Raw genomic sequence first — 20745 nt, 5'->3', positions numbered from 1 at the left:
CAGCTAATATAGCAATCGCAAACGAGATAAGTGTCGGTGACAGCAACGCAAAACCGTCTCCCGAAGCCGTTTTCAGAAGTTCCTCAAAAGCGCTGTGAGTGGCGAGAGGTTCCAAATGAGGGTCCGAATAAATAACATGTTCCAACGTTTTCATGGTCAAGCAAAAGCTCAAGAAGGACAAGTGCGTTCTCTTCAGTCGGAGAATTTGCAGCTTGATCGCGTCTTGCGTGAAAAGGACAGGGAAATTGATCAACTGAAAAATCAGTTGGCCAACGCTGAGGCGCGCTTGGAAGAATTGATGGGCAAAGATAATTTGACCTCATTGCCTAATAGACACATCTTTAAAGAGCATTTGACGCATTCGTTAAAGCGCGCTGTGCGCCTCGGCTACAGCTTGTCGCTTTTGCTTATAGATATTGATCACTTGCGCGAAGTTAACAGCCGTGCCGGTTACGAAAAAGGTGACGAAGTACTTATTGAAGTAGCAAAAACATTGCAAAATTCAGTAAGAGAAATTGATATGCCTGCGCGTTGGGGCGGCGAAGAATTAGTTGCCGTTCTGCACGAGACAGATGTGGAAGCAGCAGTCTCCGTTGCTGAAAGAATCAGGCGCAAAATAAACATGTTGGATATTAAAGATCCGGTAAGCGGCAAAGCGATAACTATTACTGCTACTTTGGCTGTGGCAAGTTATCCGCGCCATTCCAACCAACCGCAAGAACTTTTAGAAGTTGCCTACGACGCACTTGTTTCCGCCAAAAATAAGGGCGGCAATATTGTGGTTGTCGCTGACTCCAACATTTAATTCCAGATTTAATCAGTGAATCAGTCGTGCGTGGGGATCTCCCCAATGGACGCCTTAGGCTTCTGCAATTAGTATTGGCCAATATTATTGTTGGAGGAAGAATGGCTAATCCGGCTCGCCAAATAACAGACAAATTCGGCACTGTTCATTTGGATGACGACAACGCATTTGTCGGTGAAAAAGTTCTTCGTGAAATAGGTTTTGTCGGACAAGCGCTGGGCGCCGGCATGATTGATAAAGCAGACGAAGTTACAAAGGAATTTCTGGAAGCTTCTCCCAATAAACTCGCCACTTTTTTTGTCGGCTCTTACGGCGTGACTAAAATAACAACTTCGCTTCTTAATCGCTACCAATCAGCGGGCAAGATACTGCTCAATGTTGGCGGGTTTGCCTATTCGGGTCTTACTGCCGCTGATATGGCGCGTGACACTCAGCGTTGGAAAACAATTCAAAAGGGATTAGATGACACTTGGCTGAATGGTAAGAATATTTCGCACAGCGTCAAAATGGCAGAGAAAGAAATAGCTCGTACTACTCTCGATGGCGGTGCGGCACTTCTTGGCTTGGCGCCTCTTGGAGTAGAAGGAGTAGGACGATTGTCCTTTCTTAAGCGCTGCAAAGTCGATCCAAGTGGATGTACCAGGATAGCCGACGATCTCTTTATGAAAGGCAACTACGACAAAGCAGCTTCTGCTTTAAAAGGAGTTCTCGCTTTTGCAGAGAAGCGAGAAGGTGACAATCACTTGCTCATCGGTGAATTGAATGACAAGTTGGCTCGCTGCAAATTCAAGCAGATTGATCAATTTAAGGGACTGAGCAGGGTTGAGCAAATTCTGCACCCGACTGAAAAATTGGAAGCGGAAGCAGTTAAGCACCATAAACAAGCTATTGATGCCTTGAAAAATGCGCCATCTGAAAAAATGGATGTTACAGATTCCCTCATTGATATGGGCAATTGGTATAAGATCGAAAATCGCTTTGGACAGGCTCATGAAGCTTATACCGCGGCGCTGGAAATTCGTGAGAAGAACTTTCCGAAAACGGATCAGCTTCCGCTGGCTACACTCTATGAAAAAATGGCTGATCTTCATCACTTGCAAAAGAAGCATGTTGAGGCAGATGAGTTTTATGCCAAGGCAATCAACATAATTGAAGATAAGCACGGATCTTTCGACGGCCGATTGATAACAGCGCTTGATAGACGAGGTAGTTACGCCTACCAAAATGGTGATTTCCAAACGTCGAAAGACTTTATATCTCGCGCTCTTGAACTAAAACGAGACAAGTATCCGGCAGGCGATCACCGTATTGGTGAGCACATACCGTGTCTGGCTGATGTGCTACGTGCACTCGGCGGTGAGGAAAACTTGCGAACGGCACACACACTTTATTGGGAAGGAGCCATTCAAGGTGAATCTTATCTGTATGGTCTGGCAGAGCGCGAAAGAATCGCCGGCGGCATAACGGCTTGTTCTCAGTCCATGCAAAAAACTATTTCCGAGAAGATAGCCAAAACTACAACTGCTGCTGAGAAAGACGCTTTATCTAAGGAATTGATGTTCTGGGAATCGCAGGCTAGAGGTGTTCCTTGGCTGGCATTCGGCGAACAACCGCAGACAGTACAGGTCGTGAGAAACCTCACGCCGAAGCAGGCATTTAACCTGGAGATCTACGATTAGGGCTTTGGTTCGAAAGACTGTTTTGAGCTAACGACGCTTTGTCCCTGTCCGGATTCTTGTTTCTTTGCACCCTTGAGAGATGCTGCTTCCATGAATCCTACAAAGAGCGGATGTGGAGTCTCCGGACGCGACTTCAACTCTGGGTGGAACTGGCAAGCTACGAAGAACGGATGGTCTTTTATCTCGACTATCTCCACCAGGCGACCGTCAGGTGACAGTCCCGAGAAGGATAAACCGTGCTCGGAAAGCTTCTCTCTGAAGTCATTGTTTACTTCATAGCGATGACGATGGCGCTCAGAGATGTCCGGCATGCCGTATAAGCGCTCGGCAATGCTGCCGGGCGTTAGATGGCAGGGGTAACGCCCTAAACGCATTGTGCCGCCCTTGTGGACGACATTATGCTGGTCGGGCATCAGGTCGATAACCGGATAAGGCGAATTGGGATTGAATTCCGTCGAATGAGCATCGGTCATCTTAGCGACGTTGCGAGCAAACTCGATAACGGCTGTCTGCATGCCGAGGCAAAGTCCCAAGTAAGGGATTTTGTTGACACGGGCATATTCGCCGGCTTGGATTTTGCCCTCAATGCCGCGGTCTCCGAAGCCACCGGGCACTAGGATGCAATCTACGCCTTTAAGATGGGCTTCAGCACCGTCTTTTTCAATGTCTTCTGAAAGTACCCATTTAATGTCCACCTGAGCGTTGTGCTGGGTAGCGGCGTGCTTAAGTGCCTCCACAACCGAAATATAGGCATCGGAAAGCATGACGTATTTGCCTACAATTGCACACTTGATTGTCTTGGTCGGGCGCTTAATGCGTTCGACAAGTTCTGTCCAGGAAGTTAAATCCGGTGATGGATTTGGCATATGTAAGACTTCCAGCACCTGATTACAAAGTCCTTCTTTCTCGAGATAAAGAGGTACTTCGTAGAGGTGGGAGACGTCACGGCATGGAATGACGCCATGAATATTTACGTCGCAGAAAAGCGAAAGTTTTTCGCGAATGGATGTGGAAAGAGGAACTTCCGTGCGGCAAGCAAGAATATCCGGCTGAATACCGCGACTGCGCAGCAGATCGACGGAGTGTTGCGTCGGTTTTGTTTTTAATTCCTGTGTCGTTCTAAGATTGGGGATTAGTGTTGCATGAATGTAGCAGCAGTGATCGCGACCGACATCTTTGCGCATTTGACGAATTGCTTCGAGGAAAATTAGACTTTCAATGTCGCCGACCGTGCCGCCGACTTCGACAATTACAACTTCTGCACCTGAGACTTGCGCTGCTTTGCGAATGAAATTTTTGATTTCATTGGTGACATGCGGAATCATTTGCACGGTGCCGCCTAGATAATCTCCACGACGCTCTTTCTCAAGGACGCTCTTGTATATGGTGCCGGCTGTTACGTTGTTGGCACGACTCATATCGACAGCAATGAAGCGCTCGTAGTGACCTAGGTCTAAGTCCGTTTCTGCTCCGTCTTCGGTTACGTACACTTCACCGTGCTGATAGGGACTCATCGTGCCCGGATCGACGTTCAGATAGGGATCCAGTTTGATAATTGTGCAGCTAATGCCCCGGGCTCTAAGTAGACGTCCCAGGGATGAGGCGATAATTCCTTTGCCCAACGAGGAGACTACTCCACCAGTTATAAAAACATATCTGGTGTTCATATTTCTCCTTTAACGTTCCGATTCCGCTATCGCTACATCTTCACTAGCCATCCGGCTCTGCCTGTTAGCTTCGCGGCGACCGGCTCATCGCCGCTCTTGCTCCGCTTGCTCTTGTTCGGCTTCTGGTCTAGCTCAGTAACTCAATTATTATTCACCAATTTTAGGAACTTTGAAATAGCCATTTTCCTGATCCGGCGCATTTTTAAGTAATAAGTCCCTGCCTGGTGGGGTTTTCACCACGTCTTCACGCAAAACGTTGACAATATTAAGTGCGTGCGCCATCGGTTCGACGCCGTCGGTATTGACTGCCTTCAGTTCATCAAAGTAGTCAATAATTTTGCTGAGCTGCTCTGCGTAAAGCTTCTTCTCGTCCTCGGTCAATGCCAGTCTGGCCAGCTTTGCCACATGCTCAACTGTTTCCGCTGTCAGCATAATGCCCCCGCATAGTCCTACAACCAAGGCATGTTAACATAAGTCGATTGGTGCAACGTGAATTAGTGGGCAAATGTTACTAGAGACGGCTTTCCTAATTATTGCCCTCGTCATAATCCTCGTTTCGGCCGAGGTATTTACTAATGGAATTGAGTGGCTCGGGCAGCGTCTGAATGTCAGTGAGGGTGTTGTTGGCAGCGTTTTTGCCGCTGTCGGAACAGCCATGCCTGAAACGCTTATTCCCTTTGTCTCGGTGGCTTTCTTTAATACCCGTCACGGCGAAGAAGTTGGCATAGGAGCTATTGCGGGCGCTCCTTTCATGCTGTCTACTCTGACCTTAGCGCTTTGTGGTTTTACTATCTGGTCCTATGCCAAGAAAGGGCGTCGAGAAAATCACGTAAAGGCCAACAGCACTATAATCACACGTGATTTTGCCTTCTTTATCCTCTCCTACTCAATTGCAATTGCTGCGAGCATATTTCATCTGCCTCACGAGATTCGCGCATTTCTCGCTGCCGGACTTTTGCTGATATATGGGGTATACATATATAAAACTTTCAGGCATGAAGGTGAGGTTGGAGCTGCCCCGGAACACCTTCACTTTGCCAAGATATTGCAAGAGAAACCAGAGCGTTTAACTGTAATAATTCCGCAAGTCGTAGCCGGTATACTTGGTATCACCGGTGGTGCCTATTTATTCGTCAATTATGTTGAAAAATTAGCTGTTGGACTGGGCACACCGGCTGTTTTGCTTTCTCTAATACTTGCTCCCATTGCCACTGAACTGCCGGAGAAAATAAATAGTTTCCTCTGGTCGCGTAGTGGCAAGGACACTCTTGCTTTGGGTAATATTACAGGGGCGCTTGTATTTCAGAGCTGTATTCCTGTTGCCTTTGGCATGGCCTTTACCGACTGGCACCTCGATAATGGCACCACTTTAACCGGAATAGTCGCTCTTCTTAGCTGCAGTACTTTCTGTTGGCTTATGAAAGCCAACAGGCTGAAACCACAACATTTGATGATGGGTGCTATAGCTTATACCCTAACAATTGGTCTTCTCTTGTTCTTAGGACTAAGAGATTAGCTAGACTCGCGAGCATCCTGGGCTAGTTTTGCCGGATGTGTTATTGACTCAAGAATTAGTTTGAAGCAGGCAGCTACAGGAATAGCAATTAGCATGCCCAGGGCTCCTGCCATTACTTCACCGCATAAAACAGCAAAAATAACGATAAGTGGATGAAGCTCGACTGCGTGCCCAATTATCTTCGGCACAATGACGTAGTCTTCAAACCAACGAGCAAGAGTATAGTAACCAATTATACCTAATGCTGCCATCACGCCAAATTGAGCCAGTCCGACAAGAGCGGCAATTGTCGTGGCAATGATAGGACCAAGTACTGGGATGATTTCCAAAAAGCCGCTTATCAAAGCAATTACAAGCGCGTATTTTAGATGAATAACAAAGTGCAGAAATACCCAAGCAATGCTGGACATGATGATGATAAGCATCAATTGTCCTTTTACGTAATTGCTCATCATTTGGTTTATCTGCCCGGACAAATTCACAACTTGCTCTCGCTTATCTGCAGGCAGAAAACGTATAGCAAAATTACCGACGCGTTCTTTATCGATGATGAAGTAGATGGAAGATACAACACAAACAAGAATTCCCAGCAAGCCGTGAGACAAAAGACCGCCAATATGCACTATCTCTTCTGGTTTGCCGAAGCTTTCTTCAATATTGGCAATAATTTGATTGGCCGTTGTGTCCACATCTAATTGCAGGCTGAATGTTTCGGCTGCTTGCCTAACGATGTTGGTGATAATTTCTTGACGGTGCATAGCCAGAGCAACACACTGTTCGGACAAGAGCGGCAGGAAGAACCATCCGGATATGATGAGAACAACTGCGCCTAGAAGATAGACGATGGCAACTGCTTGAGTTGGTTTTATCTTTAAGGACGTCGATAAGTTCTGCACAAGCGGTAATAACAAGTATGCAAGTATGCCGCCGACGATAAACGGTGGGAATACTGATCTAACGTGGTAGATAAACCAGATAATGAGAAAAGTGGCAACCCAACGAAACAGCATTAGCGCACCGCGGCTGGTGTGGCATTGAGTTGTGTGAAATCATGAATACCGGCATTGACCAACTTGCTCAAGAGCCAGGCTGGACGGAATCTTTCGCCATGGATTTTCTCGTATGACTTAAGCTCCTTGAGGCACCACTCCAGTCCCTTGTGCTCGGCAATTGTTAGAAGCCCCTTGGTCATGCCGCAGCCCCATTGCATAGCTACATCAACATCGCCGGGAACCACGACTTGTTCTTGAATGGCGTAAATTGCTTCATTGAACATAGGAAGAATGACGCGATAAACATCAAATGGACGTGGGTCAGCAACCGGCTTTTTATTCTCGTTGATTGACTTGAGAATTTTTGCCAATTCCGGATTTACCTTTTTAGGCTCGTCTTTTTTCGGAACTTGATTTGGATCATGAATGAAGAAGCCTGCTCCACTCTTTTGTCCCTTGAAGCCCGATGCAACTAATTTGTTGATCAACTGCGCCGGTTCAAAACGTGGACCGTATTGGTCGTAGAGGAAATTGTTGACGTTGGCACAAATATCAATGCCGGTCATATCCAACAATGTATAAGGACCCATTGGCATACCAAATTCGACAACAAGTCTGTCCACTTCATCAAGCGATGCAATGCCTTCTTCGGCAACATACAGTGCTTCATTTAAATAGGGAAATAGCAATCTGTTGACGAGGAAACCCGGACATTCTTGAACGGTAACCGGGATCTTTTTCAATTCGCGACAAAGATCAGATACCGCAGCAACTGTGTCTTTGGATGTTTTCAAACCGGGAATAACTTCTACAAGTTTCATTGTTTGCGCTGGGTTGAAAAAGTGCATGCCGACGACTTTCTCAGGTCTCTTTGTGCAAGCGGCAATTTCAGAAACTGAAAGTGCTGAGGTGTTGCTTGCCAAAATTGCATGACTTGGGCAAATGGCATCGAGCTGTTTGAATATATCCAGCTTGACATTTATTTCTTCCAGGGCTGCCTCAATAACCAAATCAACATCTTTGAAAGCATTGAAGCTTGTTGTTCCTTTGATCAACCCCAATAAGTAATCAGCTTCGGCTTGGGTCAAAACTTCTTTTTTGACGCGGGATTCGTACATTCGTTTGATGCGCATTATTCCTTTGTCGATAAACTCTTGCTTAACATCCTTGAGGATAACTTCAATTCCGGCTTGCGATAAAACCTGGGCAATGCCAGCCCCCATTGTGCCTGCGCCAATAACAGCCGCTCTTTGAATCTTCATTGAAAATCCTCTTCCAAAACAGTTCCTAATGCCTAGCTATGCTAGCATTTTTACGAACAAGCCGGAGATGCGGAGCGGCAAAGCCCCACGAGAAGTGAGACAAGAGCTGCGGTGAGCAGGTCGCAGTCGAGCGAAGCGCTACAGTCGGATGGCAAGCGAAGGCGAAGTGAAACGAAGCCGGAGCATTACATAGGAAATCGGCAATGACATCATCGTTAATGAGAAGAATTCCGGCCCAACCGCCAGGACTTTCAGCGGATGACACACCTAAACATTTAGGTTGGTTGATGCTGACGGCTTTGGGAATTGGCGCGACAATCGGCGCCGGAATTTTCGTAATGCCTGGACGCATTGCAGAAAAAGCTGGTCCGGCAGGAATTTTGTCATTTGTAATTACCGGTTTAGTTTTCTTGTTTGTTGGAATTTGCTACGAACGTTTTTCACGCGTCGTTCCGCAAGGGGTCTCCGCTTATTCATATGTCTATCACTCAATAGGCGAAATAATTGCTTGGATCGTCGCTTTCGGTTTGTTCCTTGAATACAGCTTTGGTGCATCTGCTGTCGCCATAGGCTGGAGTGCGTACCTACAAAAAGCGCTCAAGTACACATTACCTCCTTATTTGATGGGACCCGTGCATACAGGTGACCATTTTGAATTTGGTTGCAACGTCGTCGCCATGGGTGTTGTTGCGGTGGTGACAATGATCTTGATATTTGGTGGGGTAAGTAAATCCGCCAAATTGAATTTCTTGCTTGTATGTTTGAAGTGTGCCTTGCTTGTAGTATTCATAGGCGCTGGACTCAAGCACATCAACTTGGCTCTCTGGCAGCCATTTGCTCCACTTGGGTGGCAAGGTGTTTTGCAAGGTGCAGCAATTGCTGTTTTCCCTTACGTCGGATTTGACGCTCTTTATACATTTGCTCGTGAATCAAGAAGTTTGAGAGATACAAAAGTCTCTACTTATTTGTGTATCGGGCTGGTTGCTTTGCTCTATGTGGTCGTTATGGCCATCGCTGTTGGACTAGCGCCGGTATTTTTAGACGGACACATCAATCCATTATTTAAAGGCAGCGAAGCCTCTGCACCGCTTGCTTCATTGCTTATTGCTTCCGGCGAAGGCTGGGCTGGTACATTAATCGCAGTCGGAGCTGTATTGGGTATCTTCAACGTATTGCTCGTACTTTGTATGGGCGGACCAAGAATCTTCCGCAACATGGCTGAAGATGGTCTACTTCCGCCGATATTTAAGAAAGTGCACAAAGGCAATCCAAGTTTCGGAATTCTCTTGAACGGAGCAATCGTTGGACTGTGCGCAGGTTTTGTCCCATTCGAAGATGTTTCAGACATCATGGTTTTAGGAACACTGGTTGCCTTTATCTGTGTTTGCATAGGCGCAATGCGTTTGAAAATAGTCAGCCCGCTCGTTGGCGTACTAGGTGCGCTCGGTTGCACAATTCTTGCTTTCAACCTCAATCCGTTGGTGTTGAAAGTCTATGCAGTCACTTGTCCGCTAGGACTTCTAATCTACTTCTTCTATGGCAGGAAGCACAGCAAACTTAATGCTGCCAAATGATACGGGCGCATGCAATGCGCCCATACAGAGGAAAATTTAAGTTACAGAAGTGACAAAGTCTTGCGAGCGCGAAATGCTACATATGGATTGTCGTCTTCGGACAAGCGCTCAAGTATTTGCGCTGGGATATAGGGATTTTCTGCTACGCCATAACGTACATCGGCATCTTCATCAAAAGCTAATTGCTCAAGCAAATGCTCCGGTACGTTGGGATTTTCCGCAACAGCTAAGCGCACGTCGGCTTTGCCGTCGTGTGCTAGTGCAGATAGTGATTCAACAGGTGTGCGCGGATTTTCTGCCACGCGCCTGCGAATGTTTTCCAATTCATCAAATGCAAGTTTTGCCAACACTTCTTTTGGTGTGTTGGGATTACCTGCCACAATGTAGCGCACTCGCAACGCGCGGATTGTAATGTCCGGTGTTGTTTCTTGTGTTCTGACTTGTGCTTTTTCCGTTTCCTGGCTACTTAATGCCGATGCTGTGACCCGCTTACCTTCCTGCATCTGCCAATACTCCCTTTGACTGTTGTGTCTGAACGCAACAGTCTGCCCGCTATTAAACTCGCCGAGACAGACCCTTATTTCCTTATTTACCACTATAAAGAAAAGATTAAACGTACTTCTTGACAATTTAATCTTTCGCCCCAAAATGAGCGTGGGGCTTGGTTTCTCGGTTCTTAATGATCGGGAACCTAGGGATAGGGTTTTTCATCTGCCAACATACGTTAAATAGGATGTGACAAATGCCTAGAGGAAGCAAGACCAAATACACAGATAAGCAGGAAAGACAGGCAGACCACATTGCCGAAGATTATAAGAAAAAGGGGATGAGCGAGAAAAGGGCTAAGGGTATAGCTCGGGCCACTGTAAATGAGGAATTCGGCAGGGGAGAAAAGTCAGGGTCAGGCAGAAGGAAATCGGCAGCTGCTAAGAAGAAATCACGTAAGTCAGTTGGTAAGTCTGCAGCAAGAACTCGCAGAAGACTGGGCACCGGCAAAGACAGCAAAAGGGCTAAAAAGCCACCAGCAAAAGCTTACGTTCGCAAAGGACGGAAATCAACTAAAGGGCGCAAATCGTCAAAAGGCAGAAAGTCAGGCAAAAAATCCTCTTAGCCTTATTTAGCTTCCATCCAATTTTTACCGGAACGGATATCTACCTTTAAAGGCACTCGGAATTTTTCGCCGTTGATTGTCTTTACCGACATGGCTTCGCGAACAATCTTGGTTACTTCATCGACTTCGTCTTTGGGCACATCAAGGACGAGTTCGTCGTGTACTTGAAGAATGAGCTTCGTTTTGAGCTGGCGTTTCGTCAGCTCTTTGTCGAGATCAATCATCGCTAACTTCATAAGGTCGGCAGCGCTTCCTTGCAGAGGTGCATTGCAGGCGGCACGTTCTTCAGCTTTGCGGATCATGTCATTTCTGTCGTTGAGATTACGGAAATAACGTTTGCGACCCCAGATTGTTTCTGCATAGCCTTTGCTGCGAGCGTCTTCAATTGAGTCCGTTAGATATTTGCGTACTTTGGGATAACGGCTGAAGTACTTGTCGATAAATGCTTGAGCTTCTTTCGTTGTAACGCCGAGATCTAAGCCTGTTGAGTAAGCTCCCTGCTGATAGATGAGCGAGAAGTTGATTGTTTTGCCGACTCGACGCATGTCCGAATCAACGGCATTTATTTCCTTATCGAAGATTTCTGCGGCAGTACGTGAATGAATGTCTTCGTCCTTTTTGAAGGCATCAAGAAGTATTTCATCTCCGCACATGTGTGCAAGTAATCGCAACTCAATTTGGCTGTAGTCAGCCGATATCAAAACATTTGAGTCACTTGCCGGAATGAATGCACGTCGAATTCGACGGCCTAGTTCCGTGCGGATGGGAATATTCTGCAAATTTGGATTAGAGCTGGACAGGCGCCCAGTGCTTGTTCCTGTTTGATTGAAATCTCCATGCAGGCGTTTATCGCGCGGGCTTACCTGACGCGGCAAAGCATCAACGTAAGTTGAGCGCAATTTAGACATTTGCCTGAAGTCCATCAACTTACTGATGATGGGGTGTTCGTTTTTTAGTGATTCAAGAACGCTGGCATCAGTTGAATAACCGGATTTCGTTTTTGACTTAGCCGGCAGTTTAAGCTCTTCAAAAAGGACTTTTTGTAATTGCTGTGGAGAATTGATGTTGAAAGAATGTCCGGCATCTTCAAAAATTTCCAGTTCTAAACGCGATAAGTCTTGCGTTAATTCCATGGAGAATAGACCTAGATAACCTAAGTCCAGGGCAACACCATTCTGTTCCATTTTTGCCAGTACTGCCGCCAATGGCATATCCATTTCCGTCAGCAATTTGAACTGAGTTGGATTGAGAGTGGCACTGTAATAGCGCGCCAGTTCCAAGGTCATCCGGGCGTCATCGGCAGCATACGGTGCAGCTTGTGATATCGGCACTTGCTCCATCGTCAATTGCTTTTTGCCGGTGCCTATTAGCTCGGCTATTTTTACCATCTGATGTCCAAGGATTCGCTCAGCTTGGTCTTTTAGCCCGTGCTTTTCATCAGGGTCGACAATATAGCTGGCAAGCAATGGATCGAAACATACAGGTCCAAACTTAATACCATCCAAAGACAAGACATTCATTTCGTATTTGGCATTTTGAGCAACTTTGCCGATCTTTTGATCTTCAAGAATTGGTTTGAGTTTGGCTGAAACCAATTCTTGCGGCAGCTGATGAGAGCCGAAGTGGCGAACGGGCACATAGGCTGTTTGAATATCCCAATTTTCCTTGGAGCTTGAAACGCGGCAGTCTTTCATGCGTGCTTCATCTGCCCAGGCAAATGCATATCCGACAATTTGCGTGTCTAGTGAAGCAAGTCCTGTTGTTTCTAAATCAACACTTATTACTTCTTGTTTGCTTAATTGCTTTATGAGATCTTCTAACTGAGACTCCGTCGTTACTATTATTGGTTCAGGGGCATCTGTTGACACAACTCCCAACGTGAGTTGCTGTCCTTGAGGTGCGACTGATGCTGCGTCGCCATTTGTTTTAGCAGGTTTGGTTTGCACAGTGCCCATGGTCAAAAGGGATTCATCAATTACAGGTTCTACGCCGTTATTGAATGATGCCAAAATTTTTGGCAGGCGCTTCAGCATGTTTTTGAATTCGAATTCTTTTAGACCATTTGCCAAAGTCTCAACTTTAGGCATAGTGACTTTGAGCTTTTCAAAGTCAATGTCTATATCGACATCTAAGCGAATAGTTGCCAGGTTTTGGCTGGCAAAGGCGCTATCCTTGCCGTCTATTAGTTTTTGCTGTACTGATTTGGACTTTATCTTGTCGATATTTGCATAGACATTTTCCAATGTCTGGAATTCAGTTAAAAGTTGAACTGCTGTCTTGGGTCCTATTCCACGCACGCCAGGAATGTTGTCCGAAGAGTCGCCGCAGAGGGCTTTATAGTCGACAATTTGTTCTGGCCATACAGAAAGTTTTTCAAAAACTTCTCCGCGACCAAAAGTAGCAAGACCATTTTTGCCAGGCATCAATACTTGAATGTGTCCATCAAGCAATTGAAAAGCATCTTGGTCGCCTGTAAGAATTTGCACATTCATTTTCTTTTGCTCGGCAATGCGAGCCAATGTGCCGATGATGTCGTCAGCTTCAAAGCCGGGTTTTTCAAGAATAGGAATGTCTAAGTATTCCACTGCCTCTTTGATCATCGGCCACTGTGTGGCCAAATCATCAGGCATTTCAGCTCTGTTTGCTTTGTAGTCTTCGTATTCTTTGTGTCTAAAAGTTGGTTCTGCCAAGTCGAAGCAGACAGCAACCATGTCCGGTTTGCGTGTCTCTAATAGATCAAATATTGAGTTAAGGAAGCCGTATACCGCCCAGGTTGCTGTTCCGTCTGCCTTTCTTAATCCGGATGTAAAAAGAGCATAGAAGGAACGAAATGCCAGCGCGCTGCCATCAACTAGGACTAATAACGCTCCGGCTCGCGAAGCCTCGCCTGCGCTTGGCTGCTCGCAGTTCGCTGTTCGCGCCGCTGCGACCTGCTCTTGGCAGCTCTTGCTCTGCTTCTCGGACATTTCGTTTCCCTCTATGCTCTAAGTGTTCTACTGCTGATTAGCCAAAGATCTTGGTTTTGGTGGTCCAAACATTTGTCCAAGAGACTCGGACAATGCACGACCTTCAGCAAGTGATGGTTGATCTATGCCGAGTATTGCTGCCACCGTTGGCGCAATGTCTGCCGGTGAGGCAGTAGTGGCATAGCTTCCGCCTTTGATACCAAAACCGCTTATGATGAGCGGTACTTGAGTGTCATAGGCATATGGCGAACCTTTCTCAGTTCCGTTTTGTTCAGACGAGAAGATCCAGCCTGGCTTGGTTATAACAACTAATTCGCCGGAGCGTCCCCAGAAGTAGTTCTTGCGAACGGCATCTGCTAATGGGCCTGATGGTACTTGGTTCATGAAAAACTGCACTGCTGTGTAGACATCACCAACACCGGGCACGGAGCGAGCAATTTTAGCTGCCACAGCTTCAACATCGGGTTGGCGATATTTCTGTCTGTCAATTGCGTTCAGGTTCAAGTAGACATTTGGTGGCACAAACGATTCAACCCAATCATCGGCGCCTAATTTGGCATCAAGTGCCGAATCAACCAATGTCTTGAAGGCTTTAGGGTCAATACGTCCTGCATCAAGCCCTTTCTCCTTGAGGAATTCAGGTATCGGTGCAATGCCGTGATCTGCTGTGAGAACAATTAAGCACTTATCCAGACCGACCTTTTGGTCAATGGTTTGGAACAAATTTGCCAGAGTCTGATCTAGGCGGAGCACGAGATCTTGCACTTCTTGGCTGTAAGGACCAAAGTGTTCGCCAAGACCTTCACCGGCACCGAAGTTGATAGCGATTAGATCCGGATCGGGACGTTGACCGAGTCCTTCTTTATCAATTGCTTCTTTGGCGAAATCTGAAACCATCTGATTAGCAAATGGTGTCATAGCAAAAGTTGAGTAGAACTTTTCCGAAGGACCAGTTGCACCACCTGTAATTACATGTGGGAATTGTTTGCCGTCACCTGGAAGTGGTTTTTCGTAGGTGTAGTCATCGCGGCTGGAAGCAGAATATTGTGTCTCATTTAAGAGACGCTGCCAGGTCTGTCCGAAATATTTATCGGCAAAGCGCTGATTGTTGAAAGATTGCGCCCATGAAGGAAGGCTGCGGCTGTACTGACTCGACGTGACGAAACTGCCGCTACGCGTGTCCCACCAGTAAGCTTCATCAGCCAAACGACCGGCTAAAAATACTGCCGGACGCTCTCCGATAGAAACGGTGACAACTCTTGATCTACCGTTGGTGGCGAGTTTCATTTGATCGCCAATTGTGGTGCCCAGCATTGCTTTGGCCGATGCACCAAGTCCTTGTCCACCGACTATTGTTGCTTGATCGTCGGCAGTGGCTGATACTTCCTTGCCTTTGCGTCTGTCAAACCAATCATCGGCAATAATTCCTGTTGCCCACGGATAGGCTCCTGTTGAAATGATTGTGTCACCACATGCGGTGTGGCTTGTCAGCTGGCGAAAACGACAATTTGTAAAGTTTGCTCCGTTGTCAATCAGGTAGCGAAGACCACCGGCGCCAAACTTGTCACGATACCTGGCTAAGTAATCGTAGGAAAGTTGGTCGGCAACAATCATTACGACTAATTTTGGTTTTCGATTGTCATCAGATTGTGCTTGCGCTTGATTTGCTCCGAAAGAGCTAAGCAAGACAAGTGATGATAACAATGCGGACATTGCTAGACGCCATTGTTTCGGTTTCGACACGGGGTTCTCCTTGTTTATTAAGCTTCGCCAAACGCTTGGTTGCGCTTCCTGAGAGAATTTGCTCCGAGTTGTCAGATCAACTCGTTTACAGTAAGGGTAATTTTAATGCAGTAATTGCTCCGGCAAAGTACAAAGGAGCAAATAGTCGGTCAGATTTTACCTGTTGGTAACTCACGGGTGAAAATTGAGAGTCTAAAATCACAAAAGCATTTTTACACAAGAGGTAGGACCATGAGCGAAAGAACAAAACTTCTCAAAAAGGCAGTCCTAACAGGAGTCGGCGCTTCTACAAATGTGGAAAGAGTCAAATCAGCTTTGAATGAAGCTCTTGAGGATTTGATCAAGGTTGGTCATGAATTGATGGATGACCTGGAAATTAAGGGCAAAGACAAAACAGAATCAATTGAAAAGAGCCTTAAGTCGTTTACTGAAGAAGTAAACAAGCGTAAAGGAACTCTTGAAGTACAAATCACAGCTTCTATAAAGAAAGCAATCAAAGAGTTCGGCTTGATGACTCGTGAAGATTTGGAAGAATTGAACGAGCGCTTGGAGCACTTAGAAGAAACATTGTGCGACGGCAGCGAAGGTGCAGAAGGTTCTGGTACAACAGCTTCCAGAAAAGCAAAGCGCCGCAATAAGTAAAAGCGCTTGTCTAAAAACCAAAAACGGATGGAATAAAATCCATCCGTTTTTTTGTTCTTGAAGTTTCGCTTTCCGGACTAGTTATTTACGTGTGTAAGTACGCGCTTCGGTCCGTGAATTGGATCTTCAATGATGATTGTTTGATCACGCATTGGTCCAACGCTAACTATTGCAACTGGAACTTCCAATTCGCTGGCGATGAAATCGAGATAGCGCTGAGCTTGCTTCGGCAAATCCTTGAAGCTGCGACATTCGCTTGTCGATTCTTTCCAACCTTTGAATGTTTCGTAGATAGGCTCAGCATGTCTGAAAGCACCGGCTAATGAAGAAATATTCTTCAATACTTGTCCCGATTGCTTGTCGCGGTAGCCCACGCAAACTTGAATCTCATCAAATTCGTCGAGGACATCCAGCTTTGTAATTGCCAAACAATCCAAGCCGTTGATGCGCACTGCATAGCGTCCGATTACCGTATCGAACCATCCGCAACGTCTCGGGCGACCGGTTGTAACACCGACTTCTGCCCAAGCTTTGCCTACTTGACGCAAAGCCTCACCAATCTTGCCTTCTTGTTCAGTTGGGAAAGGACCTTCACCTACGCGAGTCATGAAGGCTTTGGATACGCCAATTACTCTGTCGATAATTGTTGGTCCAATACCGGCACCGGTACAGGCACCGCCCGCTGATGGGTTGGAACTTGTAACGTATGGATAGCTGCCGTGATCGAGATCTAGCAGAGTACCTTGGGCGCCTTCAAACAAAATATTTTTACGCTCTTGAACGGCATTGAAAATAATGGCTGATGTGTCGCAGACGTATTTTGCCATTTGTTTACCGTACTCGAGGTACTCGTTGTAAACGGCATCAATATCAAATGGTGGCAAATTGTACATGCGTTCAAGAATGACGTTTTTCTTTGGAACAAGCCATTCGAGTTTGCTGCGCAAGATATCTTTGTCGAGCAGGTCTTCAACGCGAATTCCCGAACGAGCACATTTGTCGGCGTAAGTTGGTCCAATGCCGCGCTTGGTGGTGCCGATCTTGTGATCACCGCGAGACTCTTCATCGGCTGCGTCAATGGCAAGGTGATAAGGCATTGTGACATGAGCAGTGTTGGACACCTTCAAACCGGAATCATCGAGTCCCCGGTCAGTCAGTCCTTTTACTTCTTTGACGAATGCTTTGGGATCAATGACCATGCCTGGTCCCAAAACGCAGGTCTTTCCTTTGTACAAAATTCCTGAAGGAATCAAGTGGAACTTAAATGTGTCGCCGTCAACAACAACGGTGTGACCGGCATTTGCGCCACCCTGATAACGGACTACTATGTCGGCGTTCCGAGAAAGAAGGTCCGTGACCTTAGCCTTACCCTCGTCACCAAATTGTGCGCCAACGACTATTACGTTTGCCAAAGCTGTTGCCTCTGTGTTTAGTTCTCTTCAGTCTAAAAAACACCAGCTTTTATCCCTGCCTTTGTCAGCATATCGGCTGAAAGCCGTGCGCTGGGCATCAAATTACTGGTCTTTTTAGACCTCAGATAGTCTAGGTCAGGAACCTGTTGATGTCAAAGGAATAGGGCTTTTCAGGGCATTAAGCTTTTTTACTTAATTTGCAGCCTGCAGCTCGTACACTTGGGTCATGGAAATTTTCAGTCAGTCACTCTGGCATGGTCAGCGTCTCGTGGCAACTGTCCTTAAGGCAGCCGTGAGCCGTGGGAAATTGGCACACGCCTATCTTCTGAGCGGTCGTGCCAGGGAGGATAAGTGGCAGTTAAGCAGGCAGCTTGCTTGTTATCTGAATTGCCATGCGCATGACAAGGAAAAGCTCGGCTCATGCGCCTTTCGCTATGGTCTGTTCGATACATCCGGCGAAGATACTCACAAGCTTTGTCAAAACTGCTCATGGATACTCAAAAATGAGCATCCACAGGCTTTTGTTCAACTTGCAGGCGAAGATACTAAATCCGGCAAGATAGCTGTAGAAAAGGCCAGGATTTTGGCTTCCGAGCTCACCAAAACGTCCGACTACTTCAGAGTGGTTGTTATTCCTGATGCGTCTGAGGAAATTCTGCACAGACCAGCTGCCAATGCGCTGCTTAAGACAATTGAAGAGCCACCGGCTAGTACGGTATTTGTGCTATTTGCAGATCATTTTGAGGACGTATTACCGACAATAGTCAGTCGCTGTCAGGTTCTTAACTTAATGAATCAGCCGGATAGCGGCACTGCTTTAGGTAGTCTGACTCTCGAACAAGCTCAACAGATGCAAAAATTTATCGGCGCATTGCCGATTAATGATCCCAAATCCCGCCGTGTTTGGACCGGGCTCAATTGGGCAAAGTCGGCACAGGCAATAAGCGACGAAGTGGAACTGCCGCTGGCCGACATTATTGACCAGGTAGTGGCGAAGGAAATTGAAACCTTCAAAGATGCTGCAATTAAAATGCCGGCCTATGCCTCCTATCTCAAAAGCTTGCTCGATCTTGCTGATAAAACGAAACAACAACTTGATCATTACGTATCATCCAAGGCGGCTTCCGACTACTTTGCGCTATGCTTAAGAAAGCTTCGTCAGGACTGTTTCGGGAGTGGTGTCTTTGGCAAGAGCTGAGTCGCTACAACTAGGTTCCGTTTTTAAGAGTGCTGTCAGTTGGCAGGTCGTCTTTGGCGCTGTGATGTGTCTTGCCTTTTACATGACGATTGCCCAGCCGGAAGCTAAACTCTCAGACGAAAGAGAAACTAAGTCAGCGAAATCTGCAACGCTGGATTCGCCGGAAATTTTGCGACAAGCCGACACAATGGAGCCAAGCATTTTGTTGGCCGAAGGCAAAATGGATTTAGCTGTAACCAAAGCCCACGCTTTGGCTAAGACAAAACCACTAGATCCAATTGCGATGATTTGCGTCGGTAATGTGCTTACAGAGATTTCTGACAAGGAAGAAGGCTTTCGTTTCTTAAAGAGATCAGTTGCGCTAGCGCCCAATAGCAGATATGCGCGATTGAATCTAGCTTCCAAGTTGATTGAAGACAATCAGTTCCAACCTGCTGAAGTGCAATTGAGCATGATCATTAACGCTTATCCTGACTGGTCAAAACCTAGAGTTGATCTGGCAAATATTTATTTGAAAACAGGACGAGTAAGTGAGGCTGTTGCCGAATTCGGCGCGGCGCTTAAATCTGATCCGAATAATTTTGAGGCTAGACGACAAAGGGCTCTAGCATTGGCATCCATTGACCAATACAGAGAGGGATTAGCCGAGTATGTTTTGGCTGACTCAATCGAACAACAAGTAATGGGATTACCCAAAGACGTAAGAAAAATGAAAGAGACTTGGGGATCCCTTGATCGAGCACTCTTTCAATTAATTCGAGAGCGTCAGGATCGCCCTGAAGATCCATCCGTGCGCGTTCGTCTAGCCAGGCTTTACCTATACATGGGTCAATTGCGTGAATCACGTCAACTACTTATTGAAGCGCGTAAAGCCGCGCCAACAGATCCGGAAATTCAGCGCAACTTAGCAGTCGTATTGCAAAAGCTTGGTGATACTACACAAGCACTTACTGCATTTACTAACGCCGCTAAATACAGTGCAATCCAGGCACCTATTCAGCAAGTGCCGCAAGGTGATGGGCAGCGTCAAGCTGGACCTAGCTCCAGTGGGTCCGGCGGCTAATTAAACCCCAGCAGCACTCTTTGCGCCAAGCTTATCGAGCGCCTGCCAATGTTCTTTTTCTTCGCTTGTTAATTCTGTCGGTAATGCCACCTTAATGCGAATAAGATGGTCGCCTCTTGTTGCTGTTTTTAGTTGCGGAAGTCCTTTGCCCTTAAGGCGCAACAATTTGCCGCTTTGACTAAACGGTGGAATTGTTACAGTGACCGAACCATCCAGTGTTGTTACATGAGCTTCACCGCCGAGAACAGCTTTTGGTGCGGTTATTTGCACTTCCGTAATTAAGTTGTCACCTTCGAGTTTGTAGTATGGGTGTGGTTTCACTTTTACTTTTAAGTAAAGGTCGCCGCGCTTACCTTGCGATCCCATGCCGCCCTCGCCTGCCATTCTCACTTTGGAGCCCGCGCGCACTCCTTTTGGTATTTTGACTTCGAGTGTGCGTGTCTTGCCGCCAGGTTCGGTTATTTGAATTTTACGCATCGTGCCGCTGGCAATTTCTTCGATACTCAATTCAACGTCGGCTTCTTGATCGGCGCTTTGCCTTCTCGGCGTGCCAAAATCCGCTTCCTGTGCGCCGCCGAATCCAAATGGTCCACCGGTGGTACCACCGGCGCCACCACGAGCACGTCCGGCTTGACCGGCCATTGCTTGTCCAAAAAGGATATCGAAGAAGTCGGAAAACTGTGCGCCACCGCCCATGCCTCCCATTCCACCCATTCCGCCCATGCGACCGAAATCGAAAGTGAACCCACCCATGTCAGGCGGAGGTGTAAAATCGGCGCCTGCTTTCCAGTTGGCACCCAGCATGTCGTAACGCTTGCGCTTTTCAGCGTCCTTCAGAACTTCGTAGGCTTCGGTGAGTTCTTTGAATTTCTCTTCAGCTTCGGCTTTGCCTTTGCCCTGATGAGTATCCGGGTGATATTGCCGCGCCAGCTTACGATAGGCGCTCTTGATTTCTTTCTCTGTTGCGGTGCGCGAGACGCCAAGAGTTTGATAGTAATCTTTGTATTTGACCATGGTTATATTTTGCTACATACGTCAGCTTGACGCATAAGTTATTTAAAAGCTTAACTTAAAAGCTTATGAGGATTGCCGGTTAAGACGCTTTCCAAGGCTAC

17 protein-coding genes are annotated in these 20745 nt (G+C 46.7%); 8 read left to right on the top strand and 9 right to left on the bottom strand.

The window, feature by feature from the left end:
• The first annotated feature begins 136 nt into the window (after positions 1–136).
• Together K2Y22_12255 and K2Y22_12250 are read left to right on the top strand one after the other, a co-directional pair.
• Entirely contained in the window at positions 137–805 is a 669-nt protein-coding gene (locus K2Y22_12255; GenBank protein MBX9879223.1) for a diguanylate cyclase, read from the top strand.
• A gap of 101 nt (positions 806–906) precedes the next feature.
• On the top strand, positions 907–2484 hold the full coding sequence (locus tag K2Y22_12250; protein MBX9879222.1) for a tetratricopeptide repeat protein: 1578 nt from the start codon (positions 907–909) through the stop codon (positions 2482–2484).
• Here K2Y22_12250 and K2Y22_12245 read toward each other — a convergent pair.
• On the bottom strand, positions 2481–4151 hold the full coding sequence (locus K2Y22_12245) for a CTP synthase (protein ID MBX9879221.1): 1671 nt from the start codon (positions 4149–4151) through the stop codon (positions 2481–2483). The two genes, K2Y22_12250 and K2Y22_12245, sit on opposite strands and share 4 nt — an antisense overlap.
• A gap of 147 nt (positions 4152–4298) precedes the next feature.
• The gene (gene gatC / locus K2Y22_12240) at positions 4299–4583 is read right to left on the bottom strand and encodes an Asp-tRNA(Asn)/Glu-tRNA(Gln) amidotransferase subunit GatC (GenBank protein MBX9879220.1); all 285 of its coding nucleotides are present in this window, start codon (positions 4581–4583) and stop codon (positions 4299–4301) included.
• A 73-nt stretch (positions 4584–4656) separates the two neighbouring features.
• Here gatC and K2Y22_12235 point away from each other — a divergent pair, with 73 nt between their 5' ends.
• Positions 4657–5667, top strand: a complete 1011-nt coding sequence (locus K2Y22_12235; GenBank protein MBX9879219.1) for a sodium:calcium antiporter — start codon at positions 4657–4659, stop codon at positions 5665–5667.
• On the opposite strand, the gene K2Y22_12230 is transcribed toward K2Y22_12235, so the two are convergent.
• The gene (locus K2Y22_12230) at positions 5664–6677 is read right to left on the bottom strand and encodes an AI-2E family transporter (protein ID MBX9879218.1); all 1014 of its coding nucleotides are present in this window, start codon (positions 6675–6677) and stop codon (positions 5664–5666) included. The genes K2Y22_12235 and K2Y22_12230 overlap by 4 nt on opposite strands.
• The gene (locus K2Y22_12225; GenBank protein MBX9879217.1) at positions 6677–7921 is read right to left on the bottom strand and encodes a 3-hydroxyacyl-CoA dehydrogenase; all 1245 of its coding nucleotides are present in this window, start codon (positions 7919–7921) and stop codon (positions 6677–6679) included. Before K2Y22_12225 ends, K2Y22_12230 begins: the two co-directional genes overlap by 1 nt.
• A gap of 203 nt (positions 7922–8124) precedes the next feature.
• Here K2Y22_12225 and K2Y22_12220 point away from each other — a divergent pair, with 203 nt between their 5' ends.
• On the top strand, positions 8125–9495 hold the full coding sequence (locus K2Y22_12220) for an amino acid permease (GenBank protein ID MBX9879216.1): 1371 nt from the start codon (positions 8125–8127) through the stop codon (positions 9493–9495).
• Positions 9496–9536: 41 nt separating this feature from the next.
• Here K2Y22_12220 and K2Y22_12215 read toward each other — a convergent pair whose 3' ends face one another.
• Entirely contained in the window at positions 9537–9998 is a 462-nt protein-coding gene (locus K2Y22_12215; GenBank protein MBX9879215.1) for a hypothetical protein, read from the bottom strand.
• Between the two features lie 239 nt (positions 9999–10237).
• On the opposite strand from K2Y22_12215, the gene K2Y22_12210 reads away from it, so the two are divergent.
• Positions 10238–10606 (top strand): hypothetical protein, encoded by a 369-nt coding sequence (locus tag K2Y22_12210; GenBank protein MBX9879214.1) that lies wholly within the window; start codon positions 10238–10240, stop codon positions 10604–10606.
• Positions 10607–10608: 2 nt separating this feature from the next.
• Here K2Y22_12210 and polA read toward each other — a convergent pair whose 3' ends face one another.
• Positions 10609–13572: a DNA polymerase I gene (gene polA, locus K2Y22_12205; GenBank protein ID MBX9879213.1), complete on the bottom strand. Its 2964-nt coding sequence runs from the start codon at positions 13570–13572 to the stop codon at positions 10609–10611.
• A 27-nt stretch (positions 13573–13599) separates the two neighbouring features.
• Positions 13600–15315, bottom strand: a complete 1716-nt coding sequence (locus K2Y22_12200) for an alkaline phosphatase family protein (protein ID MBX9879212.1) — start codon at positions 15313–15315, stop codon at positions 13600–13602.
• A 231-nt stretch (positions 15316–15546) separates the two neighbouring features.
• Between K2Y22_12200 and K2Y22_12195 the strand changes: the two genes are divergently transcribed.
• Positions 15547–15957: a phasin family protein gene (locus tag K2Y22_12195; GenBank protein ID MBX9879211.1), complete on the top strand. Its 411-nt coding sequence runs from the start codon at positions 15547–15549 to the stop codon at positions 15955–15957.
• A gap of 77 nt (positions 15958–16034) precedes the next feature.
• Here K2Y22_12195 and K2Y22_12190 read toward each other — a convergent pair whose 3' ends face one another.
• Complete coding sequence (locus tag K2Y22_12190; protein MBX9879210.1) at positions 16035–17369, bottom strand: adenylosuccinate synthase; 1335 nt, start codon at positions 17367–17369, stop codon at positions 16035–16037.
• 226 nt (positions 17370–17595) lie between these two features.
• Here K2Y22_12190 and K2Y22_12185 point away from each other — a divergent pair, with 226 nt between their 5' ends.
• Positions 17596–18567: a hypothetical protein gene (locus tag K2Y22_12185; protein ID MBX9879209.1), complete on the top strand. Its 972-nt coding sequence runs from the start codon at positions 17596–17598 to the stop codon at positions 18565–18567.
• The gene (locus K2Y22_12180; GenBank protein MBX9879208.1) at positions 18554–19630 is read left to right on the top strand and encodes a tetratricopeptide repeat protein; all 1077 of its coding nucleotides are present in this window, start codon (positions 18554–18556) and stop codon (positions 19628–19630) included. The genes K2Y22_12185 and K2Y22_12180 overlap by 14 nt, the downstream gene beginning before the upstream one ends.
• On the opposite strand, the gene K2Y22_12175 is transcribed toward K2Y22_12180, so the two are convergent.
• Positions 19631–20644, bottom strand: coding sequence for a J domain-containing protein (locus K2Y22_12175; GenBank protein ID MBX9879207.1), 1014 nt, complete (start codon positions 20642–20644; stop codon positions 19631–19633).
• Positions 20645–20745: the final 101 nt, after the last annotated feature.

It is taken from the genome of Candidatus Obscuribacterales bacterium (assembly GCA_019744775.1).
Lineage (GTDB): Bacteria > Cyanobacteriota > Vampirovibrionia > Obscuribacterales > Obscuribacteraceae > SBAT01.
Note: the sequence above shows the minus strand (reverse complement) of the source record. Positions and strands in the feature narration are given on the sequence as shown.

Coding starts and splice junctions, on each gene's coding strand:
- K2Y22_12255 (MBX9879223.1), top strand. CDS start 137: ATGTTCCAACGTTTTCATGGTCAAGCAAAAGCTCAAGAAGGACAAGTG.
- K2Y22_12250 (MBX9879222.1), top strand. CDS start 907: ATGGCTAATCCGGCTCGCCAAATAACAGACAAATTCGGCACTGTTCAT.
- K2Y22_12245 (MBX9879221.1), bottom strand. CDS start 4,151: ATGAACACCAGATATGTTTTTATAACTGGTGGAGTAGTCTCCTCGTTG.
- gatC (MBX9879220.1), bottom strand. CDS start 4,583: ATGCTGACAGCGGAAACAGTTGAGCATGTGGCAAAGCTGGCCAGACTG.
- K2Y22_12235 (MBX9879219.1), top strand. CDS start 4,657: ATGTTACTAGAGACGGCTTTCCTAATTATTGCCCTCGTCATAATCCTC.
- K2Y22_12230 (MBX9879218.1), bottom strand. CDS start 6,677: ATGCTGTTTCGTTGGGTTGCCACTTTTCTCATTATCTGGTTTATCTAC.
- K2Y22_12225 (MBX9879217.1), bottom strand. CDS start 7,921: ATGAAGATTCAAAGAGCGGCTGTTATTGGCGCAGGCACAATGGGGGCT.
- K2Y22_12220 (MBX9879216.1), top strand. CDS start 8,125: ATGACATCATCGTTAATGAGAAGAATTCCGGCCCAACCGCCAGGACTT.
- K2Y22_12215 (MBX9879215.1), bottom strand. CDS start 9,998: ATGCAGGAAGGTAAGCGGGTCACAGCATCGGCATTAAGTAGCCAGGAA.
- K2Y22_12210 (MBX9879214.1), top strand. CDS start 10,238: ATGCCTAGAGGAAGCAAGACCAAATACACAGATAAGCAGGAAAGACAG.
- polA (MBX9879213.1), bottom strand. CDS start 13,572: ATGTCCGAGAAGCAGAGCAAGAGCTGCCAAGAGCAGGTCGCAGCGGCG.
- K2Y22_12195 (MBX9879211.1), top strand. CDS start 15,547: ATGAGCGAAAGAACAAAACTTCTCAAAAAGGCAGTCCTAACAGGAGTC.
- K2Y22_12185 (MBX9879209.1), top strand. CDS start 17,596: ATGGAAATTTTCAGTCAGTCACTCTGGCATGGTCAGCGTCTCGTGGCA.
- K2Y22_12175 (MBX9879207.1), bottom strand. CDS start 20,644: ATGGTCAAATACAAAGATTACTATCAAACTCTTGGCGTCTCGCGCACC.